The organism is Streptomyces sp. NPDC005408, assembly GCF_040606445.1.
GTDB lineage: Bacteria > Actinomycetota > Actinomycetes > Streptomycetales > Streptomycetaceae > Streptomyces.
Map to the genome: position 1 here is coordinate 26,435 of NZ_JBEXEX010000050.1, position 21,664 is coordinate 48,098.

Sequence of the window (21,664 nt, forward strand, 5' to 3'; positions counted from 1 at the left end):
CGCCTGACCAGGAAAAGCGCAGGTCACCAAGACTCCCGGCAAGACCAAGGGCAAGAAGACAGATCTTGACTCGCCCATTGAAACTCCGCCGACCGCTTCCAATCCCCTGACTGATGGTCGAGTCTGGGTGTACTGCGCGGCGGTCCTGGACGCGTTCAGCCGCAAGATCGTGGGCTGGTCGATCGACTCCCGACAGGACTCCACCCTCGTGGTCAACGCGTTGGACATGGCCATTCGCAACCGCCGCCCCGGACCAGGCGGGATAGTTCACGCCGATCACGGCGCCCAGTTCACCTCCTGGGTCTTCGGGGAAAGGGTCCGCTCCGCCGGGCTCCTGCCATCGTTCGGCACCGTCGGGGACGGCCTGGACAACGCGATGATGGAGTCGTTCTGGTCCTCGATGCAGATCGAGCTGTTGAATCGCAGACGGTGGAAGACCCGCGTCGAGTTGGCGAACGCGATCTTCGAGTACATCGAGGTCTTTCACAACCGACAGCGGCGCCACTCAGCACTGGGCTACCGCACCCCGATCGAGTACGAACTACTCTTCGAGCAAGACACCATCCCCGCCGCCAGTTAGCCACTGCGGCTGGAACCCAAACCGTGGGGCACGTCAACCTGTCACCCAAACCTGCAGCAGACCTGGCCGCTCATCGAGATGAGCTCATGACCTCATTCCGTCAAACCCTTATGCCACTGGGGACGTTGAACGAATACCAGCTCAACGGCCTGTTCGCAGCCTGGTGGGAAGGCTGGCAGGAGGAACTCCGGAGCTTGGGCGACCACGGGTTCCTCGGGGTGCTCAGGCATTGGGCCGCAGAGCAAGACACCGAGGCCAGCCACGTGTCCGAGCTAGAAGCACGCGGGTTCGTACTCAAGAAGTTCCAACGTGACTTGCTCTCCCGCGAGAGGCGGGTCCTGGCCACCCAGCGTCAGAAGCTGGTCGATACGTACCTCGCCTGGGGCGAAAGGTACGCGACGTCGCTATCGGATCTGGAGAGACAACGCGCAACCGGCGCGGCTCGACTGGCTGCCCTTTGGGGAGAGCGCGACTCCGAGTGACGGAGCCACATGCAAACTTGCTCGAGTAATGACACAGCAAGCCCAACATCTCACCCCAAGAGCGACCCGGCCTGGGAGAAATCTGGGAGATGATCTTCTGCCGGAGCGCCACCCAGACCATGCGAGACCATCTCACGCCGAGCGTCTGACCAGCACAGATATCCTTCCGGCCCGGTCGCGATCATGCCCGACCCTCATTCGGGACAACGTGCTGACCCGCATGTCTGCCAGGAGTCACAGCTCGGTGATCTCCCAGGGCCTCAATGCAAGGCAGGAATCGTCCAGGTCCGACAGCACACCGCACTGTCGGACCATCGAAAGTTGAAGCGAGTCATCCGTCTTGAGGGCCGGCACGCACACTGTTGCGCGAGCGCCTGAGGATTTCGGGGAGCGAATCTCCAGCATGTCCTCGCCCGCGTCACCTTGGGCGTGTGTCAGTTCTGGTCGGACGCGTCGCCGTAGACGTTGCCGGGGCTGACCACCTGGGTGATGGCCCGGCCGAGCAGGGTGCTGGGATTCTCGCCGTTCGAGGGGATGTCGGTGTTGAGCAGGATCACCATCGTCGCCTTCTGGGCGGGCAGGTAGACCGTCAGGCTCTGGTAGCCGGGCAGGGAGCCCGCGTGGCCGATCCACCCGTGGTTGATGTCGATGCCCAGCCCGTAGGCGTCACCCGGCGCGCCGGTGGGCTGCGCGTCGAGGCGCTCCGCCTGGGTCTGCGGGGTCAGCAGTCCGCCTGTCGCGACGTTCTTCGCCCAGGAGCGCATGTCGTCGAGGTCCGAGATCATCGCGCCGGCTGCCCAGCCCCAGCTGGGGTTGAAGTGCGTGGCGTCCGCCACCGTGCCGTCCGGCGTCACGTCGGTGTAGCCGTGGGCGTGCGGCAGCGGGAACTCCGCCGCCTTTGGCAGGAACGTGTGGTCCAGGCCGCTCGGCCGCGTGATCAGGTTCCGGATCACGTTCCTCAAGGGACGGTGGGTGACCTTCTCGACGACCAGGCCGAGCAGCACGGTGTTGGTGTTGGAGTAGTCGAACTGCGTGCCGGGGGGGAACTGGTTGGGGTGCTTGAAGGCGATGCTGAGCAGCTCATTCGGCGACCACTGGCGATGCGGCTCGGTCGTCAGCAGGTGCTGGAAGCCCGCGTCCTTGCTGTAGGCGAACAGGCCGCTGCGCATATCCGCGAGCTGACGCAGCGTGATGTGCTCTCCGTCGGGCACTCCGTCGACGTACGCGGAGATCGGGTCGTCCAGGCCGACCTTGCCGCGGTCGACGAGCTGGAGCAGCGCGGTGACGGTGAAGGTCTTGGTCTCGCTGCCGATCCGCATGTTCAGGTCGGTTCGCATCGGGGCGCAGTCGCTCGTGTCCCGGACGCCGAAAGCCCGCACGTAGCGCGGCTGTCCGGGCTTCCAGACGCCCACGATCACTCCAGGGACACCGGCGTCGGTGGCCGCCTTCTGGATCACCCGGTCTAGTTTCGCCGCGGTCGCTTTCCAGAGCTGTGACGCGGCGGCCGATTCCCTGGGAACCGGAACGGCCGCTGCGGCAACCGGGGGCAGGGAGGCCGCCGCGCAGGCAGAGACGACCATCGCGATGCTAAGCAGGGCAGTTCGGCCCGTCCGGATGAACATGCGTCCTAAGTAAGTCCGTCCAGGTCTTTGCCCGCAGCGCCACGCCGCCCCCCAGCGCGCATTCATCCGAACGCCTCGGGCTCGCTCCGCAAAGAACTCTCACAGGGCCCTGGCTGATGTACGTCGGACGGCTCTGGAGGATTCCTGGAGATGATCTTTGGATCGAAGCCCTCGGGCCCCGATGCAGACCAACGCATAGCAGCGCTCTGAGCTGCACCTTTGACACAGGACGCAGGTCGGCGATCTCCCAGGGCCTACTTCGGGACGAAGAGGTCGTGGGTTCAAATCCCGCCACCCCGACAGAGAAACACCAGGTCAAGGGCCTGATCCTCACTGAGGATCAGGCCCTTCCTGCGTCTCCGGTGATCGTTTGGGAGAAATCCGGGAGAAGATCTTGGTCGGTGTCTTCCGAGCGGCGGCCCGGCGCCTCGTCCTGAGACGCGCCATGGGCCGGCTCGCGGCCTACGCGTCCGCGAATCCGAGGCGGCGCGCAGCCGGAGCCTCGACCTCAGCAAGACCGCAGACCAGTGAGCCTGCAACCGGCGGCCTCGCCTCACGTGTCGCGGTGCTCTGCTTTGAGAAAGACGAGGAGCAGTGCCACCGCCAGTTCGTCAGCCATGACGCTGCCCTCCGTGTCGTTCGCCTGTTGGTCGACGCCCGCGATGTTCATGGTGCCGGCGCAACCCCAGCCAGCCTGATCACGAACTACGGCTGGAATAGGAGGAGTTGACCAACGCCGCGGGTCCGACCGGCTCTTGTAGAAGTCTACGAAGAGCCTACGGACGGTTTCATGTCTTCAACTCCTAGCTGACTCCACTCGGTTGGCGTTGTACTCCTCACACAAGTTGCAACGAAGCACGGCAAGTTGCAACGAAGCAAGGGATGAGTGCCGTGGACTTCCTCCGACCTGCCACATGGGGGAAGCGCTGGCCGCAAAGGCCCAGCATCCGGACGCGACGCCGATCGCGGGCGGTACCGACGTAATGGCCGAGATCAACATGGACCACCGTCGGCCGACCACTCTGCTCAATCCTCCTGACATCTCGCCGAACGAAGGGGAATGCCTTGACTGGCACGTTATCCGGTCGGAATGTTGAGATTGCCTGGCCTGATCTGGGTATCACCGTTACCGCAGAACTCGACGATCGCAACGCTGTGCTGGCCGATGCGCTGTGGGAGTCGTTGCCCTACCAGAGTCTGCAAGGGCACGCGCTGGTGGCGGGAGAGCACCTGTACCACGCGGCACCGATCCCCTCGCTGCTGCATCTGCACGGATCTCACCGGTTCGACCGACGCGAGGCGCCCGACGGGACCGTGTTCTGTTCCGCGCTCCAGCATCTGGGAATCAAGTACGGCACGCTGACCGAACCGATGCCGGCATCCCCTGTAGGTCAGATCCGGCAGCAGGACATGCCGGCTCTGACCGAGGCCGGGCGCGCGATTTGGGATGCGGTCTACTCGACGAAGAAGCCGATCCTGGCGGAGGTCCGCAGGGCAGGCACGGCAGGCGGCCACCGCATCCCCCACCTCAACGCCGCCAACCCCGACGCGAAGCAACTGATCCACGACGTCTACACCGAGACCGACCGGATCTGGCTGGCTGAACCCGCCGAACTTGGCGACATGCACCGGGGGTTCATCCCGTCCGGGGCCGGGAGTTTTGAGACCGTTCTGCCCACCCTCTTGTTCGTCAACGGCGAGACCCGCCCGCTGGGGTATGCCACCTACGGTGGCCTGGTCCGGGCCGCCGTCGCGGACATGCCGATGGAATCCCTGCGCCAGATGGCACGCCTGCTGGTCGGTATCCCGGCCGAGTTCCTGGGCTACTGCGGTCTGGAGAAGCTGTGGGCCTTCACCCAGCGCTTCCTGGCCTGCCTCGACCACCTCGACCGCGATGACTTCCTGGCCGTGGTGAACCAGATGGCCCTCTACATCAACTGCCTGGGCGGCTGGAACCTGCACCTGTTTCCGTGGGACGCATCAGACCACCTGCGCCAGCAGCGCTCCGCTGCAGTGAGTCAGCCGTCATGAGCGCTCTTCCCGAACGCACGGACGTCCTCGTCATCGGCGGAGGAGTGGTCGGCACGTCGATTGCGTGTCATCTCGCCGAGGCCGGTGTCGGCACCGTCCTGCTGGAGCGCGGCGCGCTCGGATCGGGAGCGTCCGCGGCCACCGCGGGCGTTGTGCGTACCTACTTTCCCGGCGACCCATACACCGGCGGCCTTGCCGTGCGGAGCATGGCGGCCTATCACGCCTTCGCCGAGCGCACCGGAACTCCCCTCGGTCTGGAGCGTGTTGGCTTCCTGGTGCTGTTCACCGAAGAGCAGCAGGTGGAGGAGTTCCGGCGCACCCAAGCTGCCCAGCAGGCCGCAGGGGTGGGCGTCGAGCTGGTGACGGCGTCCGAAGCGGCGCGGATCAACCCGCTGCTCAACGAGCGCACCATCCTGGCGGCGGCCTGGTCGCCCGAGGCGTACTCCTGCGACCCCGTCGCGATCGTGCGCGGCTATGCCGCCGCCGCCGAGGAGGCCGGTGCCGTCCTGTGCACGGAAACACCCGTCACCGGCATCGACCCTGACGGGCGGGTCCACACCCCCACGGGCAGCATCCTCGCCGACGCCATCGTCTGCGCGGCCGGACCCTGGTCGAGGACGGTCGCCTCCATGGCCGACGTCGACCTCCCCGTGGACACGTATCCCATCGAACTGCTTCTCGGCTATGAGCCCGGCTCTCCCTTCGCCGACCTGCCGATGACGCTGCACGCTTCCTCCGGCCTGCGGATCCGGGCCTGGAAGGACAGCCTCCTCATCGGGATGGGCCGCCCAGGACCGGGCGAGTCCCGGCAGGACTGGTTCCAGCGGCTGTCGCGCCGGCTCAGCGCCACCTACCCGGCCCTCGACGGCATCCGCCTTCATCGCGGGTGGAGCGGATCCTTCGACGGCAGCCCGAACGGGACGGCCTTCATCGGCCGGCATCCCGACCGCCGCTTCCTCTACGCGGCAGGTTTCTCCGGCCAGGGACTGTGCCAGGCACCCGCAGCCGGAGAGATCATCCGCGACCTCGTGGCCGACACGTAGCCCTGGACCGACACGGCCTGTCTCTTTGCCGACCGCTGCCCAGCGGTCGGCGGAGGCGCCGATGCCTTCGTGATGACGAAGGCCGCGCAACAGAGAAGGAAACTGTCATGATCGTCTTGGGGTGCAACGGTTTCACTCGCGTCTCGGAGATCTTCGCCGAGCACTTTGGCGCGGTCGGCACCGAAAGGCACTACCTCCTCGGCCACGACGCGGGCGCGTCGCTGCTGGTGGACGGCGAACTGGTCGCGGCCGTGGAGGAAGAGCGGCTCAACCGGGAGAAGAAGACCTCCGATTTCCCGATCAACTCGGTGAAATGGTGCCTTGACCACGCAGGACTTCAATTCTCCGATGTCGACCTTATCGCCATCCCTTGGGACTTTTCCGCCGAGGTCTTGGACGGGATGCTGTCCGACATCACGTCCGCACCGATGGAGCCGGCGGCGAAGCAGGATCTCCTGAGGAACATCAGCGAGCTGTTCGCCGGAGCCGTCAGCCACGACGCCATACTCGCCGACTTCGCCGCACGCACCGGCTTCACACCCGACCCGGACAAGGTGGTGTTCGTACCCCACCACCTCGCCCACGCGATGACCGGCTACTACATGGCGGGCATGAAGGACTCCGCGTTCCTCGTCAGCGACGGACGCGCTGAACGGTTCTCGTCGATGATCGGCGAGATCCGCGACGGACGGATCCGCGTCTTCGACGAGTCGACCATAGGCGCGGAGTACTCGATGGGCCTCCTGTTCGCCGCGATCACGAGATACCTGGGCTTCGTGCCCAACAACGACGAATACAAGATCATGGGCCTGTCCGGATTCGCCGAGCCCCCAGCACCGAACCCGTTCCTTGAGCACATCGTCGAACTGCACGAGGACGGGCGATACACCTTCTGCCGTCCCCTTGAGACGGACAACCCCCGCAGCTTCGAACCCCTCTTCGAGCAGTACTTCGGTCCTGTGCAGGACACCCTTGAGTACAAGGCCCGTGTGGCTTCCGCAGCACAGGAGATGCTGACCGTCGTCACGAGCCACCAGCTCCGCGCGCTGGAAGCCAAGACGGACCTGAACCACCTGTTGTTCGAAGGCGGCGTGGCGCTGAACTGCCTCAACAACACCCCGCTGTTCGAGGGGTCGCGGTTCGACGACATGGACGTGAGCTTCGGCGCCAGCGACACGGGCATCGTCATCGGCGCCGCGGTCCACGCCTGGTCCAATCACCCGGGCAGCGCCGGCGAGGAGAAGTCCGTACCGCCGGTCACTCCGTACCTCGGACCGGAATACGACGACCTGACGATCCAGCAGGCCCTCAGGGAGCTCGGCGACCGAGTGGCATGGAGCTGCCTGAGCGATGACGAGGTCATCGACCAGGCGGCGGAACTGCTCACCGAGAAGGTCGTCATCGGCTGGTACGAGGGCCGCATCGAGCACGGCCCCCGGGCGCTGGGCCACCGCAGCATCCTCGCGAACCCGAAGTTCCCGGACATCAAGGACATCATCAACACCAAGGTCAAACACCGGGAACCGTTCCGCCCGTTCGCACCGCTCGTCCTTGAGTCCGACGCACCGAAGATCTTCGACATGGGCCGCAAAACCCGCTCGCCGTTCATGACATTCGTCTTCCCGGTACGGCCGGAGTTCCACGACCTCATCCCCGGCGCGACCCACGTGGACGGCACCTCCAGGGTCCAGACGATCACCGACCAGGACACCCCCCGACTGGCAGCCCTGTTACGCCGGTTCACCGCGCTGACCGACGTCCCCTGCCTGATCAACACCTCGTTCAACGTGGCAGGCGAGCCGATCGTATGCACCCCGGACGACGCGCTGAACTGCTTCCTCGGAACGGAGATCGACTACCTGATGCTCGGCAACTACCTCGTCACAAAGGTGAAGGCTTCCCGATGACCAACACGACTTCTCACGCCCCGGCCCCGCAGGACCTCAACGAGGAGATCAGCGGCGGAATCGGCGACAGCCCGCTTCGCCCGGACGGAATTCTCAAGGTACGCGGGGAGTACGCCTACTCCTCGGACCTGCAGGCGGAGGACATGCTCTGGGGCGCGACACTGCGCAGCCCGCACCCCTATGCGCGGATCAACTCGATCGACATAGCCCCCGCGCTCAAACACCCCGGCGTGTACGCGGTGCTCACCCACAAGGACGTCCCCGGCGAGAACATCTACGGCCTGAAGGTCTCCGATACGCCGGTGCTCGCCGAGGACATCGTGCGCTACCAGGGCGAGCCGATCGCCCTGGTCGCCGCCGATCACCCCGAGACGGCCCGGCGCGCGCTGGCAAAGATCGTGGTCGACTACGAGGTACTCGAGCCGATCACCGACCCGGAGCGGGCCGCGCACGACGACACGCTTCCCAAGCTGCACCCCGAAGGCAACGTGGTGCGCTACCAGCCGATCATCAAGGGCGACCCGGAAGCCAAGGCCGACGTCGTGGTGTCCGACGTGTACACCATGGGCATGCAGGACCAGGCCTTCCTCGGACCCGAATCCGGCCTGGCCATCCCCGCCGAGGACGGCGGCATCGACCTGTTCCTCGCCACCCAGTGGCTGCACGTGGACCAGAAGCAGACGGCGCGCGCGCTCGGCCTTCCGGTCGAGAAGGTCCGCTTCACCATGTCCGGCGTCGGCGGCGCCTTCGGTGGCCGCGAAGACCTCTCCATGCAGATCCACTCCTGCATGCTGGCCCTGCACACCGGCAAGCCGGTGAAGATGGTCTACAACCGGCACGAGTCCTTCTACGGCCACGTGCACCGCCACCCGGCGAAGATGTACTACGAGCACGGCGCGACCAAGGACGGCAAGCTCGTCTACGTCAAGGCGAAGATGTACTTCGACGGCGGCGCGTACGCCTCCAAGACCCCCGTCGTGGTCAGCAACGCCACGTCGCTGGGCGTCGGCCCGTACGTGGCACCCAACGTCCATATCGAGGGCTGGGGCCTGTACACGAACAACCCGCCGTGCGGCGCGATGCGCGGCCTCGGCGCCGTCCAGCCGGCATTCGCCTACGAGCTGCAAATGGACAAGCTCGCCAAGGCGTTGGACATGGACCCGGTACGGGTGCGCCGGCTCAACACCGTCGAAGAGGGCTCGACCATGCACACCGGGCAGGTGCTGGATTCCCCCGCACCGGTCGCCGAGCTGCTGGAACGGCTCGAAACGCTCCCGATGCCGCCGGAGAACCGGACCGAACCGGGGGACGTCCGGGGCCTGCCGGGCGGTCTGTCCAACACCACCCACGGCGAAGGCGTAGTCCGGGGCATCGGCTACGCCGTGATCATCAAGAACGTCTCCTACGCGGAAGGCGTCGACGACTACTCCACGGCGCGGGTGCGGTTGCAGGCCATCGGCGGCGAACCGGTCGCCCTGGTGCACACCGCGGCGGCCGAGGTCGGCCAGGGCCTGATCACCGTCCAGCAGCAGATCGCCCGCAGCGAACTCGGGGTGGAGCGGGTGACCATCCCCCCGGCCGACACCAACGTGGGCGATGCGGGGTCGAGTTCGGCTTCCCGGCAGACCTACATCACCGGCGGCGCCGTCAAGAACGCGTGTGAAGCCGTCCGCGAGGTGGTCTTCGAACGGGTCGCCCAGCGTTTCGGCGAGGACCCCGCACACCTGTCGCTCACCGGCGGCAAGATCGTTTCCGAAGCCACCGGCTTCGTCGCCGATCTCGTCGATGTGCTCGGCGACGACGTGATCGAGGAAACCAGGGAATACCACCACCTCCAGACATACGCGATGGACCCGAAGACCGGACAGAGCCGACGAGTGCACGTCCAGCACGCCTTCGCCGCCCACCGGGCGGTGGTGGACGTGGACACCAATTTGGGTCTGGTCAAGGTCGTGCAGTTGGACTGCGCGCAGGACGTCGGCAAGGCCATCAACCCGGACGCCGTCGTCGGGCAGATCCACGGCGGTTCCACACAGGGACTCGGCCTTGCCGTGATGGAAGAGATCAAGGTCAAGGACGGCAAGATCCGCAACCCGTCGTTCACCGACTACCTCCTCCCGACCATTTTGGACACGCCGCCGATGACGGTGCAGGTGATGGAGATGGCTGACCCGAACTCGCCGTACGGCGTGCGCGGTGTCGGCGAACCGCCCACCATCTCCGCCACCCCGGCGGTCGTGAACGCCATCCGCAACGCGACGGGGCTGAACCTGACCCACACCCCGGTCGCGCCGGAGCACATCGTCGGCGTCTAGGGCGTGTTTGAGAAGTCCCGCCCCGCGACGCGTGGTACGCACACTCGCGGTGTTGTCGGAGTCGCCCAAGTACGTCCAGTACGAGGGCGATCCTCCGCCTTGCGATTACCCGCACCAGACGCCGCGGGGCCCGCCCTCCGGGCGGACGACGCCACTTCTAAAACACGCCCTAGCCGCACTGATCTCCCGCTGGTGCCGGCGGTAGCAGTGCGCCGCTCTCAAGGCGGCACCAGCGGGCCCTGCGTGTCGCCCCGGGTGCCCTGTTCCGCGCGGGCAGAGCACCCGGGCAGTCCCCACCCTCTCCGAAAGGAAACGACCATGACCACGCACACCCAGGAAATCAACACCCGGGAGTTCGAGCGCGCCTGGATGGAAAAGGCGATCAAGCTGGCCACGAACAGCGCGACGAGCGGCGGCGGCCCGTTCGGCGCACTGATCGCCAAGGACGGCGAGGTCATCGCGACGGGGAACAACCAGGTCACCGCGACCCTGGACCCGACGGCGCACGCCGAGGTGAGCGCGATACGCGCCGCCTGCAAGAAGCTGGGCACCTTCTCCCTTGAGGGCTACACCCTGATCACCTCGTGTGAGCCGTGCCCGATGTGCCTTTCCTCTGCACTGTGGGCGCGAGTCGACCGGCTCGTCTTCTCCGCCGACCGGCACGACGCCGCGGTGGGCGGCTTCGACGACCGCAAGTTCTACGACCTGTTCGACAAGAAGCCCCAGTCGATGTGGCCGATGTCGGTCGAGCAACTGGACCTGCCCAACCGCACGGCGCCCTTCGACGCGTGGCTGGCCAAGCCCGACCGCATCGACTACTGAAACCCTTCCCTCTGACAAGGAGTCCTCGTGGCGTTACAGCGGAAGCACACGATGCACCATTCGACGATCCTCGACGCCGATCCGGACACCGTCTGGACCGAGGTCCGCGACCCCATGAAAGTCGTGAAGATCGTGTCCGGGCCTGCGGCGAAGAACGTGGGATGGACCGAAGGCGGCGCGCTCGAACGAGTACCGGCGCGCTATGACTTCACGCTGGTGTTCAACGAAGGACTCGTCCAGCAGGAGATCGCCGGACGCAACGAGGTGGACCGGTCCTCCACCTACCGAGCCGTCGCCCCGACGATGGGCGTCGCCAACTACGCCGCCACCATCCGCGTCCGGCCGATCACCAACGACCCTGGCCGCAGCTACTTCGAGTGGTCACGCGAGCTGGAGATCACCGACGACGCCGATCCCGAAGTCGTTGAAGCGATCATCGCCATGATGGAGAAGCAGACCAACTCCGTGCGGGACCATTTCGCACCGCCGAAGAAGTAGCCGGCTGGTGAACGAAGCGATGGCCCCGGGGCTCCCGGAGCGTGAGCGGGAGCCCTCGGGGTCTGCGGCGCAGTTCGATGCCGGGGCCGCAGGCGGGTCGGGGGCCGAGCCGGGGGTCGAGGAGGCTGCTCCGGCCGCCCCCGGCCTGCCGACCGGCAGGGGCACGCCGACGACACTCCTACTGCTGCGGCACGGTGAGACGCCGCTGACGCCTCAGAAGCGGTTCTCCGGCAGCGGTGGCTCGGATCTGTCGCTGTCGGAGGCCGGGCGGCGGCAGGCCGAGGCGACCGCGGCGCTGCTGGCCGCCCGCGGCAGCGTGCAGGCGATCGTCGCCTCACCGCTGCGGCGCTGCCGGGAGACGGCGCAGCCGGTTGCCGCGCGGCTGGGCCTGGACGTACACGTCGAAGAGGGCCTGCGGGAGGCGGACTTCGGCGCCTGGGAGGGGCTGACCTTCGCAGAGGTGCGCGAGCGCTACGCGGATGACCTGACGGCGTGGCTGAAGTCCCCGGCGGCGGCGCCCTCGGGCGGCGGTGAGCCGTTCGAGGCGGTGGCGCGGCGGGTGGCGGTGGCGCGGGATGTGCTGCTGGCGCGGCATGCGGGCCAGACGGTGCTGGTCGTCTCGCACGTCGTCCCGCTGAGGACGCTGGTGCGGATGGCGCTGGGTGCGCCGGCGCAGTCGCTGTTCCGGATGGAGCTGGCGGCGGCGTCGCTGTCGGCGGTGGCGTACTACGCGGATGGGAACGCGTCGGTGCGGCTGCTCAATGACACGGGGCACCTTCGGTAGGCGGGGGCCTTTCGCGGGGTTCGCGGCCGTGGCCGGCCGCGACTTCCCGGCTTTGCGCGGGGCATCATGCGCTTCGCGCGGAGTCCTCAAGCGCCGGACGGGCTGCACGCGCCTCATCAAGGAGCGCCCGCGGCAGTACGCGGCGCCGCTGCTCGCCGTGGCGGGCCTGACCGTGACTACTCCTCGATCGCCCCGCCCACCGCTCGCAGATGCTCTCGGAAGGTCAGGGAAGGGTTCTCCCGGCGACGGGCAAGATACGTGCCGAACTGCACCTGGCTGCGCAGGGATTCACCGGTACGGATCCGTTCGGCCTGGCGGCGCTCGGTGTCGCGGATCGTCTCTGCCAGCGTGAACAGGTCCCCGGCACCGGCGGCAGGCACAAAGAGCACGCCGTCGTCGTCGCCCAGGACCAGGTCCTCACGGCCCACCGTCCATTCCCCCACCGTGGCGGACTGCAACGCGTCCTGGGGACGAACATCCGGGCGCAGCGGGCCGGTTGGGATCGACCCCAGGCTGAAGACCGGAAGCCCGATCGCACGGATGTCGGCCGTGTCGCGATGCAGTCCCCAGATCACGATCCCCTCAATCCCGGCCCCCTGGGCCTCCAGAACCACCAGGTCGCCGACGCACGCTTCGTCGAGGCGTGCGAGGTTGTCGACCACCAACACGTCGCCGGGTGCTGACTCTTCGAACGCCTCCAGGAAGATGTCGACGCTGCCGACATGCCGGGCGGGAGACACCCGCCCGACGAGGCGGCTGCCGGGCACGACGGCCTGCATTTGGGCAGGCGCACAGCGCACCGGGATCTGGGCGCGAATGCACGCGTCCGCCACATGGGCAGTGGTCAGCGCCGAAAACCGCCGCCGAAGCTCTTCGTGATCCATACCGTCTCCCTCTCCCGCTACCGCTCAGAGTTGCTCGTCCACGGCCCGCAGGTCGAGCCGGCGCAGCCGCTCCGGGTCCGCCAGCAGGTTGATCTCGACGATCTTTCCACCCACCACCGTGAAGTCCATGACCGACAACGGCTGTCCGTCGGGAGCCGTGAAGATTCCGGGGGCGCCGTTCACCAGTACCACGCGGGCGAAATGCGCGAAGCTCTTGAAGGTGAACGCCTGACCGGCCACCGCCCGGGCACCGCGAACCAGTCGTGAGGTGCCGACCAGGCCGGCGCCGACATCGGCGCGGAGCAGAACGTCCGGGTCGAGCAGCGCGAGCAGGGCCTCGAAGTCGCCGCCGCGCGAGGCGCTGAGAAAGGCGTCGACGACCTCCCGACGGCGTACGGGATCGGACTCCTCGGCCGGGGCCGCTCCCTGCACCCGGCGGCGGGCCCGGCTCGCCAGTTGGCGCGTCGCCGCCGGGGTGCGCTCCACGATGGGGGCGATGTCGTCGAAGGGCATGCCGAACATGTCGTGCAGGACGAAGGCGAGCCGTTCGGCGGGGCCCAGTGTGTCCAGTACGACGAGCATGGCGAGCCCGACCGAGTCCGCCAGCAGCGCCTCCTGCTCGGGCTGGACGTCGTCCGCGCGGCTGACGACCGGGTCGGGCACGTGTACGTCGAGGGGATCCTCACGCAGCGCGGTCCGCGAGCGCAGCATGTCCAGGCACACCCGGCCGACGACCTTCGTCAGCCAGCCGCCCAGGTTGTCGATGGCACCGGCATCGGAACGGCTCAGCCTGAGCCAGACCTCCTGGACCGCGTCGTCCGCTTCGCTCAGCGAGCCGAGCATCCGGTAGGCCACTGCGCGCAGATGCCCCCGGTGCTCCTCGAACCGCTCCGCAAGAAACTCGCTGCCGTCCATCGGTCACGCTCCCTCGTCGCCTTCCGTCACAGCAGTGACGAACGAAACCACAGCTGATGTGACGGGGGGAGACCAGTCACCCCACCGCCGTCCCCGGAGTGCGCCGGTGGCGCCGTCGGCGTTGACTGAGCCCACCAGCAGCTGGGCCCGCCGGAGATCGAGGAGAACCACACCTCCATGTCCGCAACCCCCGCGCCCGATGGCCCAACCCCCACCCCCGCAGACCGGGCGCCGGAGGGCCGCGATCCCGGCCCGATGGCACTGCGGCAGACGCTGCTCAGCCCCGGTTACGTACGCCTGTTGCTGCTCTCCGTCGTTCTGGGTGTGCCCATCGCGCTGGCCTGTTTCTTCTTCGTGAGCCTGCAGCACGAATTGCAGCATTGGGTGTGGGAGTCCCTGCCGGAGACGGCCGGATACGACCGGGCGCCCTGGTGGTGGCCGTTGCCCGCCATGCTGCTGGCGGGGCTGCTGCTCGCGCCCGTCGTCACGCGCGTGCCGGGCCATGGCGGGCATGTGCCCGTCAACGGTCTGGGCGGTCCGCTCCTCGGGCCGAAGGAGCTGCCTGGCGTGGCCTTCGCCGCTCTGGCGACGCTGCCTCTGGGAGTGGTGCTGGGGCCGGAAGCTCCCCTGATGGCGGTGGGCAGCGGCCTCGCTCTTCTCGCCCTGCGGTCGGTGAAACGGAACGCGGACCCCAAGACCGTGCTGATTTTGGGCACCGCCGGTTCCACCACAGCGATCTCCACCATCCTCGGCGGCCCCCTGGTGGCCGCCGTGCTGGTGGTCGAGGCCGCCGGGCTCGCCGGTCCGCAGTTGGTGCTCCTGCTCCTGCCCTGCCTGCTGGCCAGCGGTGTGGGGGCGCTGATCTTCACCGGTTTCGGGAAGTGGACCGGGCTGTCGATCGGGGCGCTCACCCTGCCCGAAGTGCCGCCGGACGCGAACCCGGACGCGTGGGACTTCCTCTGGGGGATTCCCGTCGCGGTGCTGATCGCGGTGATCGTCACGACCGGGCACCGCCTCGGTTATCTGACGGCGGCCTGGACGCGACGGCACACCGTGGTCCGCACGGTCGTCTGCGCCACGGCCGTCGGCAGCTGCATCTCGGCGTACGCCCTGATCACCGACCGTTCGCCGGAGGAGGCCGCGCTGTCCGGCCAGGCGGCCCTCGGCGCCCTGGCCGCGCATCCCCACTCCTGGTCCATCGGCGCCCTGGCCGCTCTCGTCCTGTGCAAGGGCCTCGCCTGGGGCATCTGTCTGGGCAGCCTCCGCGGCGGTCCGATCTTCCCGTCGGCGCTGCTCGGTGCGGCGATCGGCATTGCCTGCTCGGGGCTGCCGGGGCTCGGTACGGCGCCGGGCCTCGCGCTCGGGCTGGCCACCGCCACCGCGGTCGTCACCCGGCTCCCGGTCACCAGCGCCGTGCTCGCGGTCCTGCTGCTCAGCCATGACGCTGCCAGCCAGATGCCGCTGGTCGTCGTCTGCTCGGTCGTCGGCTTCGTCACCTCGCAACTCCTCGAAGGCGAGCGGAAGTCGGGGGCGTCGAGCTGATCAGGCGACGGACGGGAACGCGGCCTCGAGCGCGGCCTTCAGAGGGATGCCGGACTCGGCGCATCGCTGCGGTACACCGCAAGCGCCCAGATGATGAACACGTCGATCGCGATCATGATCACCGACCAGATCGGCGAGTACGGCAGGAACATGAACTCGGCGATGAGGCTGAGCGAGGCCAGGAAGATACCCGTGACCCGTGCCCAGGTGGCGGCCTTGAACAGCCCCGCCGCGGTGATGACGAGGCAGGCGCCGATGACCAGGTGGATCCAGCCCCAGCCGGTCAGGTTGATGCGGTACACGTAGTTGCCGACCCGGCCGTACACATCGTCCTCGATGACCGCGGCTATGCCTTGGAGCACGCCGAGCACACCGATGCACAGCATCAGCACGGCGGCGAAGGCGAGACCGCCGGTCACCCACGCGCTGTTCGGTTCCCCGGGCGACGGTCCCTTGTACGCCGGTGTTCCCGCCGGTTGGTCCTGGCTCATGGCGTGGTCCTCTGCTCGTCCCGTACGCCGGACGCGTACGGGGATTCGAGCGTCGGCCCGGGCGCGCCCCACTGCCATACGGGTACGCCCGTTCGGGTGATTCGGGTGCGTGATTCTCCTGCTCGGGTGCGACGTCTGTGACGACATTGGGTGTCCGGGGAACCAGACAGACCGACCGCTCGTTGCCCCGTTGGGCAAAGGAATCGTCAAGAGGCGCGGCCCGCGCCGGATTGCGCAGGGGATTTCCATGGGTGTCAGCCTTTCCAAGGGCGGCAATGTCTCGCTGACCAAGGAGGCCCCGGGCCTGACCGCGGTCATCGTGGGCCTCGGCTGGGACGTACGAAGCACGACCGGCACGGACTTCGACCTCGACGCCAGCGCCCTGCTGGTCGATGTCAACGGCAAGGTCGTGTCCGACCAGCACTTCGTGTTCTTCAACAACCTCAAGAGCCCGGACGGCTCCGTCGAGCACACCGGTGACAACCTCACGGGTGAGGGCGAGGGCGACGACGAGCAGATCAAGGTCAACCTCGCGGGCGTGCTGCCCGAGGTCGACAAGATCGTGTTCCCGGTCTCGATCCACGAGGGCGAGAGCCGCCAGCAGTCCTTCGGCCAGGTGCGGAATGCGTTCATCCGCGTCGTCAACCAGGCCGGCGGCGCCGAGCTCGCCCGCTACGACCTGAGCGAGGACGCCTCGACCGAGACCGCGATGGTCTTCGGTGAGCTGTACCGCAATGGCGCGGAGTGGAAGTTCCGCGCGGTTGGCCAGGGTTACGCCTCGGGGCTGCGCGGCATCGCGCAGGACTTCGGCGTCAACATCTGAGCCGCGTAAGCCTGTTCAAGGGCCCGGCCCTCGAGGGTCGGGCCCTTGGCTCCCGCTCCCGTACGGTCGACTCTGAAGCCGGCCACCTGGCGGCGTCGACGACAGGCGGAGGCCACAGCATGCCGACCGACACACCCATCGGCCGCGAGGCCAGGACACTGCCGGGCGTGGAACTGCTGTGGTCCGGCCGGGTCTCCGAGCACATCGACGACGCCGTCGCCGAACGCCACATCCTCGATGCCGAGGAGTCCACGCGCCTGGCCGCCTTTGTGCGGGACGCCGACCGCGACTCCTACGCCGTCGCGCATGTGATGCTGCGCCGACTGCTCGGCGAGCAGCTGGGACAGGCCCCTGAAGCGGTCACCCTGACGCGTGAGCCGTGCACCAGCTGCGGCGGCCCGCACGGGCGCCCCGTTGTCCCCGGCAGCCCCGTGCACTTCTCGCTCTCGCACACCAGCGGCCTGGTGATGATCGCCCTGGCCACGGCACAGGTCGGCATCGACGTCGAACGCGTCCCGGACGACCCCGGCGTCGTCGCCGATGTCGCGGCCCAGTTGCACCCGAGGGAGCGTACGGAACTGGCGGCGCTGTCCGCGGCAGACCACGCCACCGCCTTCGCACGCTGCTGGACCCGTAAGGAGGCCCTGCTGAAGGCGACCGGCGTCGGCCTGAACGAGGACGTCGCCCTCACGTACGTGGGAGCCGGGCCCCAACCGGCTGTGACCGCCGACTGGTTGCTGGCCGACCTGCCCGCGGATCGCGGATACACGGCAGCCGTCGCCGTACGTCTCACGACGCCCGTGGCTCAGTAGCGCTCGACCAGGTGCTCGCGGCCCGGCGGAGGTTCGTACGCCTCGGGCCAGAAGTCCGTGACGGTCGCGATCCGGCCCTCCTCGTCCGCGGTGAAGAAGGTGACCGCGTACATCTCCTCAAGGCCCACGGTGAAGTGGATCCAGGTCACGGCCTGGTCTGAGTCGGCCACGATCCGCTCGATACGCAGGTGCCAGTCGCCCGGATACTCGCGGTTGAACCGGACGTACGCCTCCTTGCCGCGGATCCGCTCACGGGTCTGCGGCAGGTCGTAGACCACGTCCTCGGCCAGGGTCGCCGCGAAGCCCGTCCAGTCGCGGACTTCGGCCGAGGACCAGTACGTCTCAACTGTCTTGTGCAGCTCCGTCGCTGAGGTCGATTGGGTCATACGGCGAGTGTGCACCCGGACACTGACAATCGGCCTCGGCCGGCCGCGCCCCGGCCGGCCGCCTCCCGAGATCAGGCCCGGGAAGCCTTCAGCGAGTACATCAGCGGGACACGGGCGCGTTCGGCCGGGAAGCGGTAGTAGCCGTCGGCGTGCCTCGTCAGCGAGCCGAAGCGCTCGAACAGCGAGACATCGTGCTCGTGCAGGAATTCCAGGCGCAGGCCCGCGGCGCACAGGGCGGAGACGACCTCGCCCACCGGGTGCTGCCACTCCACGCTGCGGTTGTGGACGGTGGGTGCGTCGAAGTCGGCGTACGTGCCGGGCGTCTGATCGATCCAGGCATCGCGCGCGAAGTAGTCGTTGACGACGCGAGAGCCCGTCTCGTCGTCCAGGACGTCGGTCAGCGGATGGAACTCGGCGAGATAGAGGAAGCCGCCGGGCGCGACGAGGGACGCGGCGGTCTCGGCCCAGCGGGTGATGTCGGGAAGCCAGTTCAGCGCACCGACGCCGGTGTAGACGATGTCGTACGAGGAGTCGGGGACGGCTTCGGCTGCGTCGTAGACATCGGCGGCGACGAACGCCGCGCGGTCCGGGCCGAGTCCGAGGTCCGCGGCGAGGCCGCGTGCCGTCTCGACTGCGGGCTCCGAGAAGTCCAGGCCGACGACGTGACTGGCGCCGCGGCGTGCCCAGCACAGGGTGTCGAGGCCGATGTGGCACTGGAGGTGCAGGAGCGTACGGCCGGTGACGTCGCCGACCTCGGCGGCCTCGAACTCGCGCAGGACGTTCTTGCCCGAGCGGAAGGCGTCGAGGTCGTAGAAGTCGCTCGCCACATGTATCGGCACGCGTTCGTTCCAGCGGGAGCGGTTGGCTTCGCGCCAGTCCGAGGGGGTCGGGGAGTACATGCCGTCGAAGTTATCCACAGGCTGCGGACGACGCGAACGGATTGTCGGGGGTCCGGCGCAGAATGGGGTCATGACTGAGATCACTGACTCCACGCCGGAGCTGTCCGGCATGCCGGACTGGGAGAAGCGCTTCCGCGCGCCGCGCGTTTCCCTGCCCGACTGGGCGGAGGACGCCCCGCACCGCTCGCTCTTCGTGTCGAACGCCACGGGGACGTACGAGCTGTACGCCTGGGACCGGGCGACGGGCGAGCAGCGGCAGGCGACGGACCGGCCGAACGGCACGACGGACGGGGTCCTCTCCCCCGACGGCGCGTCGATCTGGTGGTTCTCGGACACCGACGGCGACGAGTTCGGCGTCTGGATGCGCCAGCCCTTCGGCGGTGGGGACGACGAGCCCGCGGCACCGGGCCTGGAGCCCTCGTACCCGGCGGGGCTGGCGATCGGCCGGGACGGCACCTCGGTGGTCGGCCGGTCGACCGACGAGGACGGCACGACGATCCATGTCGTACGGACGGACGCGAAGCCGTCCGAGATCTACCGGCACCGGGAGTCGGCCGGGGCCGGCGATCTGTCGCACGACGGGACGCTGATCGCGATCGAGCACACCGAGCACGGGGACGCGATGCACTCGGCGCTGCGCGTGGTGCGCCTCGACGGCACCTCCGTCGCCGAGCTGGACGACACGAAGGGGGGCACGGAAGAACTGGGTCTCGAGGTCCTCGGCTTCGCTCCGGTGGACGGGGACACCCGGCTGCTCATCGGGCATCAGCGGCGCGGCCGCTGGGAGCCGATGATCTGGGACGTCGCATCGGGCGAAGAGACCGATCTCGCGATCGACCTGCCGGGCGATGTGAACGCCGAGTGGTACCCGGACGGCTCCGGGCTGCTGGTCGCGCACAGCTTCGAGGCGCGCAGCGAGCTGTGGCGGTACGACCTGACGACGCGGGAGCTGGTGCGGATCGAGACGCCGACCGGTTCGGTCTCGGGTGCGACGGCCCGGCCGGACGGGGAGGTGGAGTATCTGTGGTCGTCGGCCGCCCTGCCGCCGCAGGTGCGCTCGACGTCGGGCGGCGTCGTTCTCGATCCTCCGGGCATGAAGGCGCCGGAGTCGGTGCCGGTGGAAGACGCCTGGGTGGAGGGACCGGGCGGCCGCATCCACGCGCTGGTGCAGAAGCCGGCGGGCGCGACGGGTCCGCTGCCGACCGTTTTCGAGATCCACGGCGGCCCGACCTGGCACGACAGCGACGCCTTCGCGGCGGGCCCGGCGGCCTGGATCGACCACGGCTACGCGGTCGTACGGGTCAACTACCGCGGCTCGACGGGGTACGGCAGGGAGTGGACGGACGCCCTCAAGCACCGGGTCGGGCTGATTGAGCTGGAGGACATCGCGGCGGTCCGGGAGTGGGCGGTGACGTCCGGGCTCGCGGATCCGGCGAAGCTGATCCTGGCGGGCGGATCGTGGGGCGGCTATCTGACCCTGCTCGGTCTCGGCACCGAGCCCGAGGCCTGGGCGCTGGGCCTGGCGGCGGTGCCGGTCGCGGACTACGTCACGGCGTACCACGACGAGATGGAGGCCCTGAAGGCGATGGACCGCACCCTGCTGGGCGGCACCCCGGAGGAGGTCCCGGAGCGGTTCGAGGCCTCGTCGCCGCTGACGTATGTGGACGCGGTGCGGGCTCCGGTCTACATCTCGGCCGGCGTCAACGACCCTCGCTGCCCGATCCGCCAGGTCGAGAACTATGTGGACCGGCTTGCGGGGCGCGGCGCGGTGCACGAGGTGTACCGGTACGACGCGGGGCACGGCTCGCTCGTGGTGGAGGAGCGGATCAAGCAGGTGGGGCTGGAGATCGCCTTCGCGGCCGAGCACCTGGGGCAGGGGGTGGACCTGGGTTAGCGGAGGGGGAACGGGCTCCGGGGACGGGGGGGCGGGCCGAGGGGCGGTCGGCACGTTCCGTACCGTGGGGGTGTGTACCGGTTCCTGCTGACGCCCCGCTGGTGGGGGATCAATATCTTCGTCGTGCTGGCGATCCCCTTCTGTGTCTTCATGGGCTCGTGGCAGCTCGGCAAGTTCGAGGACCGCGTCAACACGCATCAGCAGGCCAAGCAGAAGCCCGCGCCGGGCGAGCAGAAGGCCGCGCCCCTCGACGAGCTGCTGCCCGTCGACCAGGAGACGTCGGGGCGGCAGGCGACGGCCGGCGGGCAGTACGGCAAGCAGTTCCTGGTGCCGGACCGGGAGTTGGACGGCGCGCGCGGCTCGTATGTGCTGACGCTGCTCAAGACCGACGGCGGCCGGACACTGCCGGTGGTTCGCGGCTGGCTCCGGCAGGGCGCCCCCGCCCCTGCGGCACCGGGCGGCCATGTCACCGTGGCCGGTGCGCTGCAGGCCTCGGAGACCCCGAGTACGGACGGGGTGCACGCGGCGGGCGGACTGCCGAGCGGGCAGCTGGGGATGATCAGCGCGGCGTCGCTGGTGAACCTTGTGCCGGACGATGTGTACGACGCGTGGGTCACGCTCACGGAGGCGGACAGCGGGCTCAAGCCGGTGCCGGCGTCCGTGCCGGAGGGCAGCGGTCTTGACCTGAAGGCCTTCCAGAACCTGGGCTACACCGGGGAGTGGTTCGTGTTCGCGGGGTTCGTGCTGTTCATGTGGTTCCGCCTGCTGCGACGCGAGGCGGAGGCGGCACGTGACCGCACACTGGGCCTGGACCCGGAGCCGGTCTAACCAAGCCCCTGCGGCCCGGCACACCCGGACTCCGCGGGCACCGTCCGACTCGGCCCCGAGGCGCCGTCCGCCTCGCGGCACCGTCCGCCCCGGTCGCCCAGTCTGA

General features: G+C 68.4%; 18 protein-coding genes and 3 pseudogenes. 15 read left to right on the top strand and 6 right to left on the bottom strand.

The genetic code is table 11. The features are described from left to right. Positions 1 to 112: 112 nt before the first annotated feature. Positions 113 to 580 (top strand): annotated as a pseudogene (locus tag ABZS64_RS31745) (IS3 family transposase); the annotation flags it as partial. Positions 581 to 666: 86 nt separating this feature from the next. Next, the gene (locus ABZS64_RS31750) at positions 667 to 1,062 is read left to right on the top strand and encodes a hypothetical protein (RefSeq protein WP_355837192.1); all 396 of its coding nucleotides are present in this window, start codon (positions 667 to 669) and stop codon (positions 1,060 to 1,062) included. Positions 1,063 to 1,496: 434 nt separating this feature from the next. Here ABZS64_RS31750 and ABZS64_RS31755 read toward each other — a convergent pair whose 3' ends face one another. Continuing rightward, a complete protein-coding gene (locus tag ABZS64_RS31755) occupies positions 1,497 to 2,519 on the bottom strand; it encodes a serine hydrolase domain-containing protein (RefSeq protein ID WP_355837194.1) in 1,023 nt (340 codons plus the stop codon). A 1,056-nt stretch (positions 2,520 to 3,575) separates the two neighbouring features. Here ABZS64_RS31755 and ABZS64_RS31760 point away from each other — a divergent pair. From ABZS64_RS31760 to ABZS64_RS31795, 8 genes and pseudogenes are all read left to right on the top strand, one after another. Continuing rightward, positions 3,576 to 3,715, top strand: a pseudogene (locus ABZS64_RS31760) (FAD binding domain-containing protein); the annotation flags it as partial. A 34-nt stretch (positions 3,716 to 3,749) separates the two neighbouring features. Continuing rightward, a complete protein-coding gene (locus ABZS64_RS31765; RefSeq protein WP_355837196.1) occupies positions 3,750 to 4,715 on the top strand; it encodes a hypothetical protein in 966 nt (321 codons plus the stop codon). Further along, positions 4,712 to 5,758 (top strand): FAD-dependent oxidoreductase, encoded by a 1,047-nt coding sequence (locus tag ABZS64_RS31770; protein ID WP_355837198.1) that lies wholly within the window; start codon positions 4,712 to 4,714, stop codon positions 5,756 to 5,758. The genes ABZS64_RS31765 and ABZS64_RS31770 overlap by 4 nt, the downstream gene beginning before the upstream one ends. A 107-nt stretch (positions 5,759 to 5,865) precedes the next feature. After that, a complete protein-coding gene (locus tag ABZS64_RS31775) occupies positions 5,866 to 7,665 on the top strand; it encodes a carbamoyltransferase C-terminal domain-containing protein (protein ID WP_355837200.1) in 1,800 nt (599 codons plus the stop codon). Beyond that, positions 7,662 to 9,980: a xanthine dehydrogenase subunit D gene (gene pucD / locus ABZS64_RS31780; protein WP_355837202.1), complete on the top strand. Its 2,319-nt coding sequence runs from the start codon at positions 7,662 to 7,664 to the stop codon at positions 9,978 to 9,980. Before ABZS64_RS31775 ends, pucD begins: the two co-directional genes overlap by 4 nt. Positions 9,981 to 10,298: 318 nt before the next feature. Then, the gene (locus ABZS64_RS31785) at positions 10,299 to 10,802 is read left to right on the top strand and encodes a nucleoside deaminase (RefSeq protein ID WP_355837204.1); all 504 of its coding nucleotides are present in this window, start codon (positions 10,299 to 10,301) and stop codon (positions 10,800 to 10,802) included. A gap of 27 nt (positions 10,803 to 10,829) precedes the next feature. Beyond that, a complete protein-coding gene (locus tag ABZS64_RS31790; protein ID WP_355837206.1) occupies positions 10,830 to 11,300 on the top strand; it encodes an SRPBCC family protein in 471 nt (156 codons plus the stop codon). Positions 11,301 to 11,478: 178 nt separating this feature from the next. Continuing rightward, positions 11,479 to 12,084 (top strand): annotated as a pseudogene (locus ABZS64_RS31795) (histidine phosphatase family protein); the annotation flags it as partial. A 176-nt stretch (positions 12,085 to 12,260) separates the two neighbouring features. On the opposite strand, the gene ABZS64_RS31800 reads toward ABZS64_RS31795, so the two are convergent. Both ABZS64_RS31800 and ABZS64_RS31805 read right to left on the bottom strand, forming a co-directional pair. Beyond that, entirely contained in the window at positions 12,261 to 12,968 is a 708-nt protein-coding gene (locus ABZS64_RS31800) for an RraA family protein (protein ID WP_355837207.1), read from the bottom strand. Positions 12,969 to 12,992: 24 nt separating this feature from the next. Continuing rightward, positions 12,993 to 13,883: a sigma-70 family RNA polymerase sigma factor gene (locus ABZS64_RS31805; RefSeq protein ID WP_355837209.1), complete on the bottom strand. Its 891-nt coding sequence runs from the start codon at positions 13,881 to 13,883 to the stop codon at positions 12,993 to 12,995. 255 nt (positions 13,884 to 14,138) lie between these two features. Here ABZS64_RS31805 and ABZS64_RS31810 point away from each other — a divergent pair, with 255 nt between their 5' ends. Next, positions 14,139 to 15,425: a chloride channel protein gene (locus ABZS64_RS31810; protein ID WP_355837235.1), complete on the top strand. Its 1,287-nt coding sequence runs from the start codon at positions 14,139 to 14,141 to the stop codon at positions 15,423 to 15,425. Positions 15,426 to 15,463: 38 nt separating this feature from the next. On the opposite strand, the gene ABZS64_RS31815 is transcribed toward ABZS64_RS31810, so the two are convergent. Next, positions 15,464 to 15,916 carry a hypothetical protein gene (locus ABZS64_RS31815; RefSeq protein ID WP_355837211.1) on the bottom strand — a complete coding sequence of 151 codons (453 nt, stop codon included), beginning with the start codon at positions 15,914 to 15,916 and terminating at the stop codon, positions 15,464 to 15,466. A gap of 247 nt (positions 15,917 to 16,163) precedes the next feature. On the opposite strand from ABZS64_RS31815, the gene ABZS64_RS31820 reads away from it, so the two are divergent. Next, entirely contained in the window at positions 16,164 to 16,739 is a 576-nt protein-coding gene (locus tag ABZS64_RS31820) for a TerD family protein (RefSeq protein ID WP_355837213.1), read from the top strand. A gap of 119 nt (positions 16,740 to 16,858) precedes the next feature. Then, positions 16,859 to 17,551 carry a 4'-phosphopantetheinyl transferase superfamily protein gene (locus tag ABZS64_RS31825; RefSeq protein WP_355837214.1) on the top strand — a complete coding sequence of 231 codons (693 nt, stop codon included), beginning with the start codon at positions 16,859 to 16,861 and terminating at the stop codon, positions 17,549 to 17,551. On the opposite strand, the gene ABZS64_RS31830 is transcribed toward ABZS64_RS31825, so the two are convergent. Continuing rightward, positions 17,545 to 17,937, bottom strand: coding sequence for a nuclear transport factor 2 family protein (locus tag ABZS64_RS31830; RefSeq protein WP_355837216.1), 393 nt, complete (start codon positions 17,935 to 17,937; stop codon positions 17,545 to 17,547). The two genes, ABZS64_RS31825 and ABZS64_RS31830, sit on opposite strands and share 7 nt — an antisense overlap. A 71-nt stretch (positions 17,938 to 18,008) precedes the next feature. Continuing rightward, positions 18,009 to 18,836, bottom strand: a complete 828-nt coding sequence (locus tag ABZS64_RS31835; protein ID WP_355837217.1) for a class I SAM-dependent methyltransferase — start codon at positions 18,834 to 18,836, stop codon at positions 18,009 to 18,011. A 70-nt stretch (positions 18,837 to 18,906) separates the two neighbouring features. Between ABZS64_RS31835 and ABZS64_RS31840 the strand changes: the two genes are divergently transcribed. Continuing rightward, positions 18,907 to 20,730: a prolyl oligopeptidase family serine peptidase gene (locus ABZS64_RS31840; RefSeq protein ID WP_355837219.1), complete on the top strand. Its 1,824-nt coding sequence runs from the start codon at positions 18,907 to 18,909 to the stop codon at positions 20,728 to 20,730. A gap of 72 nt (positions 20,731 to 20,802) precedes the next feature. Further along, positions 20,803 to 21,558, top strand: coding sequence for an SURF1 family protein (locus tag ABZS64_RS31845; RefSeq protein ID WP_355837221.1), 756 nt, complete (start codon positions 20,803 to 20,805; stop codon positions 21,556 to 21,558). Positions 21,559 to 21,664 lie beyond the last annotated feature (106 nt).

Coding starts and splice junctions, on each gene's coding strand:
- ABZS64_RS31750 (WP_355837192.1), top strand. CDS start 667: ATGACCTCATTCCGTCAAACCCTTATGCCACTGGGGACGTTGAACGAA.
- ABZS64_RS31770 (WP_355837198.1), top strand. CDS start 4,712: ATGAGCGCTCTTCCCGAACGCACGGACGTCCTCGTCATCGGCGGAGGA.
- ABZS64_RS31775 (WP_355837200.1), top strand. CDS start 5,866: ATGATCGTCTTGGGGTGCAACGGTTTCACTCGCGTCTCGGAGATCTTC.
- pucD (WP_355837202.1), top strand. CDS start 7,662: ATGACCAACACGACTTCTCACGCCCCGGCCCCGCAGGACCTCAACGAG.
- ABZS64_RS31785 (WP_355837204.1), top strand. CDS start 10,299: ATGACCACGCACACCCAGGAAATCAACACCCGGGAGTTCGAGCGCGCC.
- ABZS64_RS31800 (WP_355837207.1), bottom strand. CDS start 12,968: ATGGATCACGAAGAGCTTCGGCGGCGGTTTTCGGCGCTGACCACTGCC.
- ABZS64_RS31805 (WP_355837209.1), bottom strand. CDS start 13,883: ATGGACGGCAGCGAGTTTCTTGCGGAGCGGTTCGAGGAGCACCGGGGG.
- ABZS64_RS31810 (WP_355837235.1), top strand. CDS start 14,139: ATGGCACTGCGGCAGACGCTGCTCAGCCCCGGTTACGTACGCCTGTTG.
- ABZS64_RS31815 (WP_355837211.1), bottom strand. CDS start 15,916: ATGAGCCAGGACCAACCGGCGGGAACACCGGCGTACAAGGGACCGTCG.
- ABZS64_RS31820 (WP_355837213.1), top strand. CDS start 16,164: ATGGGTGTCAGCCTTTCCAAGGGCGGCAATGTCTCGCTGACCAAGGAG.
- ABZS64_RS31825 (WP_355837214.1), top strand. CDS start 16,859: ATGCCGACCGACACACCCATCGGCCGCGAGGCCAGGACACTGCCGGGC.
- ABZS64_RS31830 (WP_355837216.1), bottom strand. CDS start 17,937: ATGACCCAATCGACCTCAGCGACGGAGCTGCACAAGACAGTTGAGACG.
- ABZS64_RS31835 (WP_355837217.1), bottom strand. CDS start 18,836: ATGTACTCCCCGACCCCCTCGGACTGGCGCGAAGCCAACCGCTCCCGC.
- ABZS64_RS31840 (WP_355837219.1), top strand. CDS start 18,907: ATGACTGAGATCACTGACTCCACGCCGGAGCTGTCCGGCATGCCGGAC.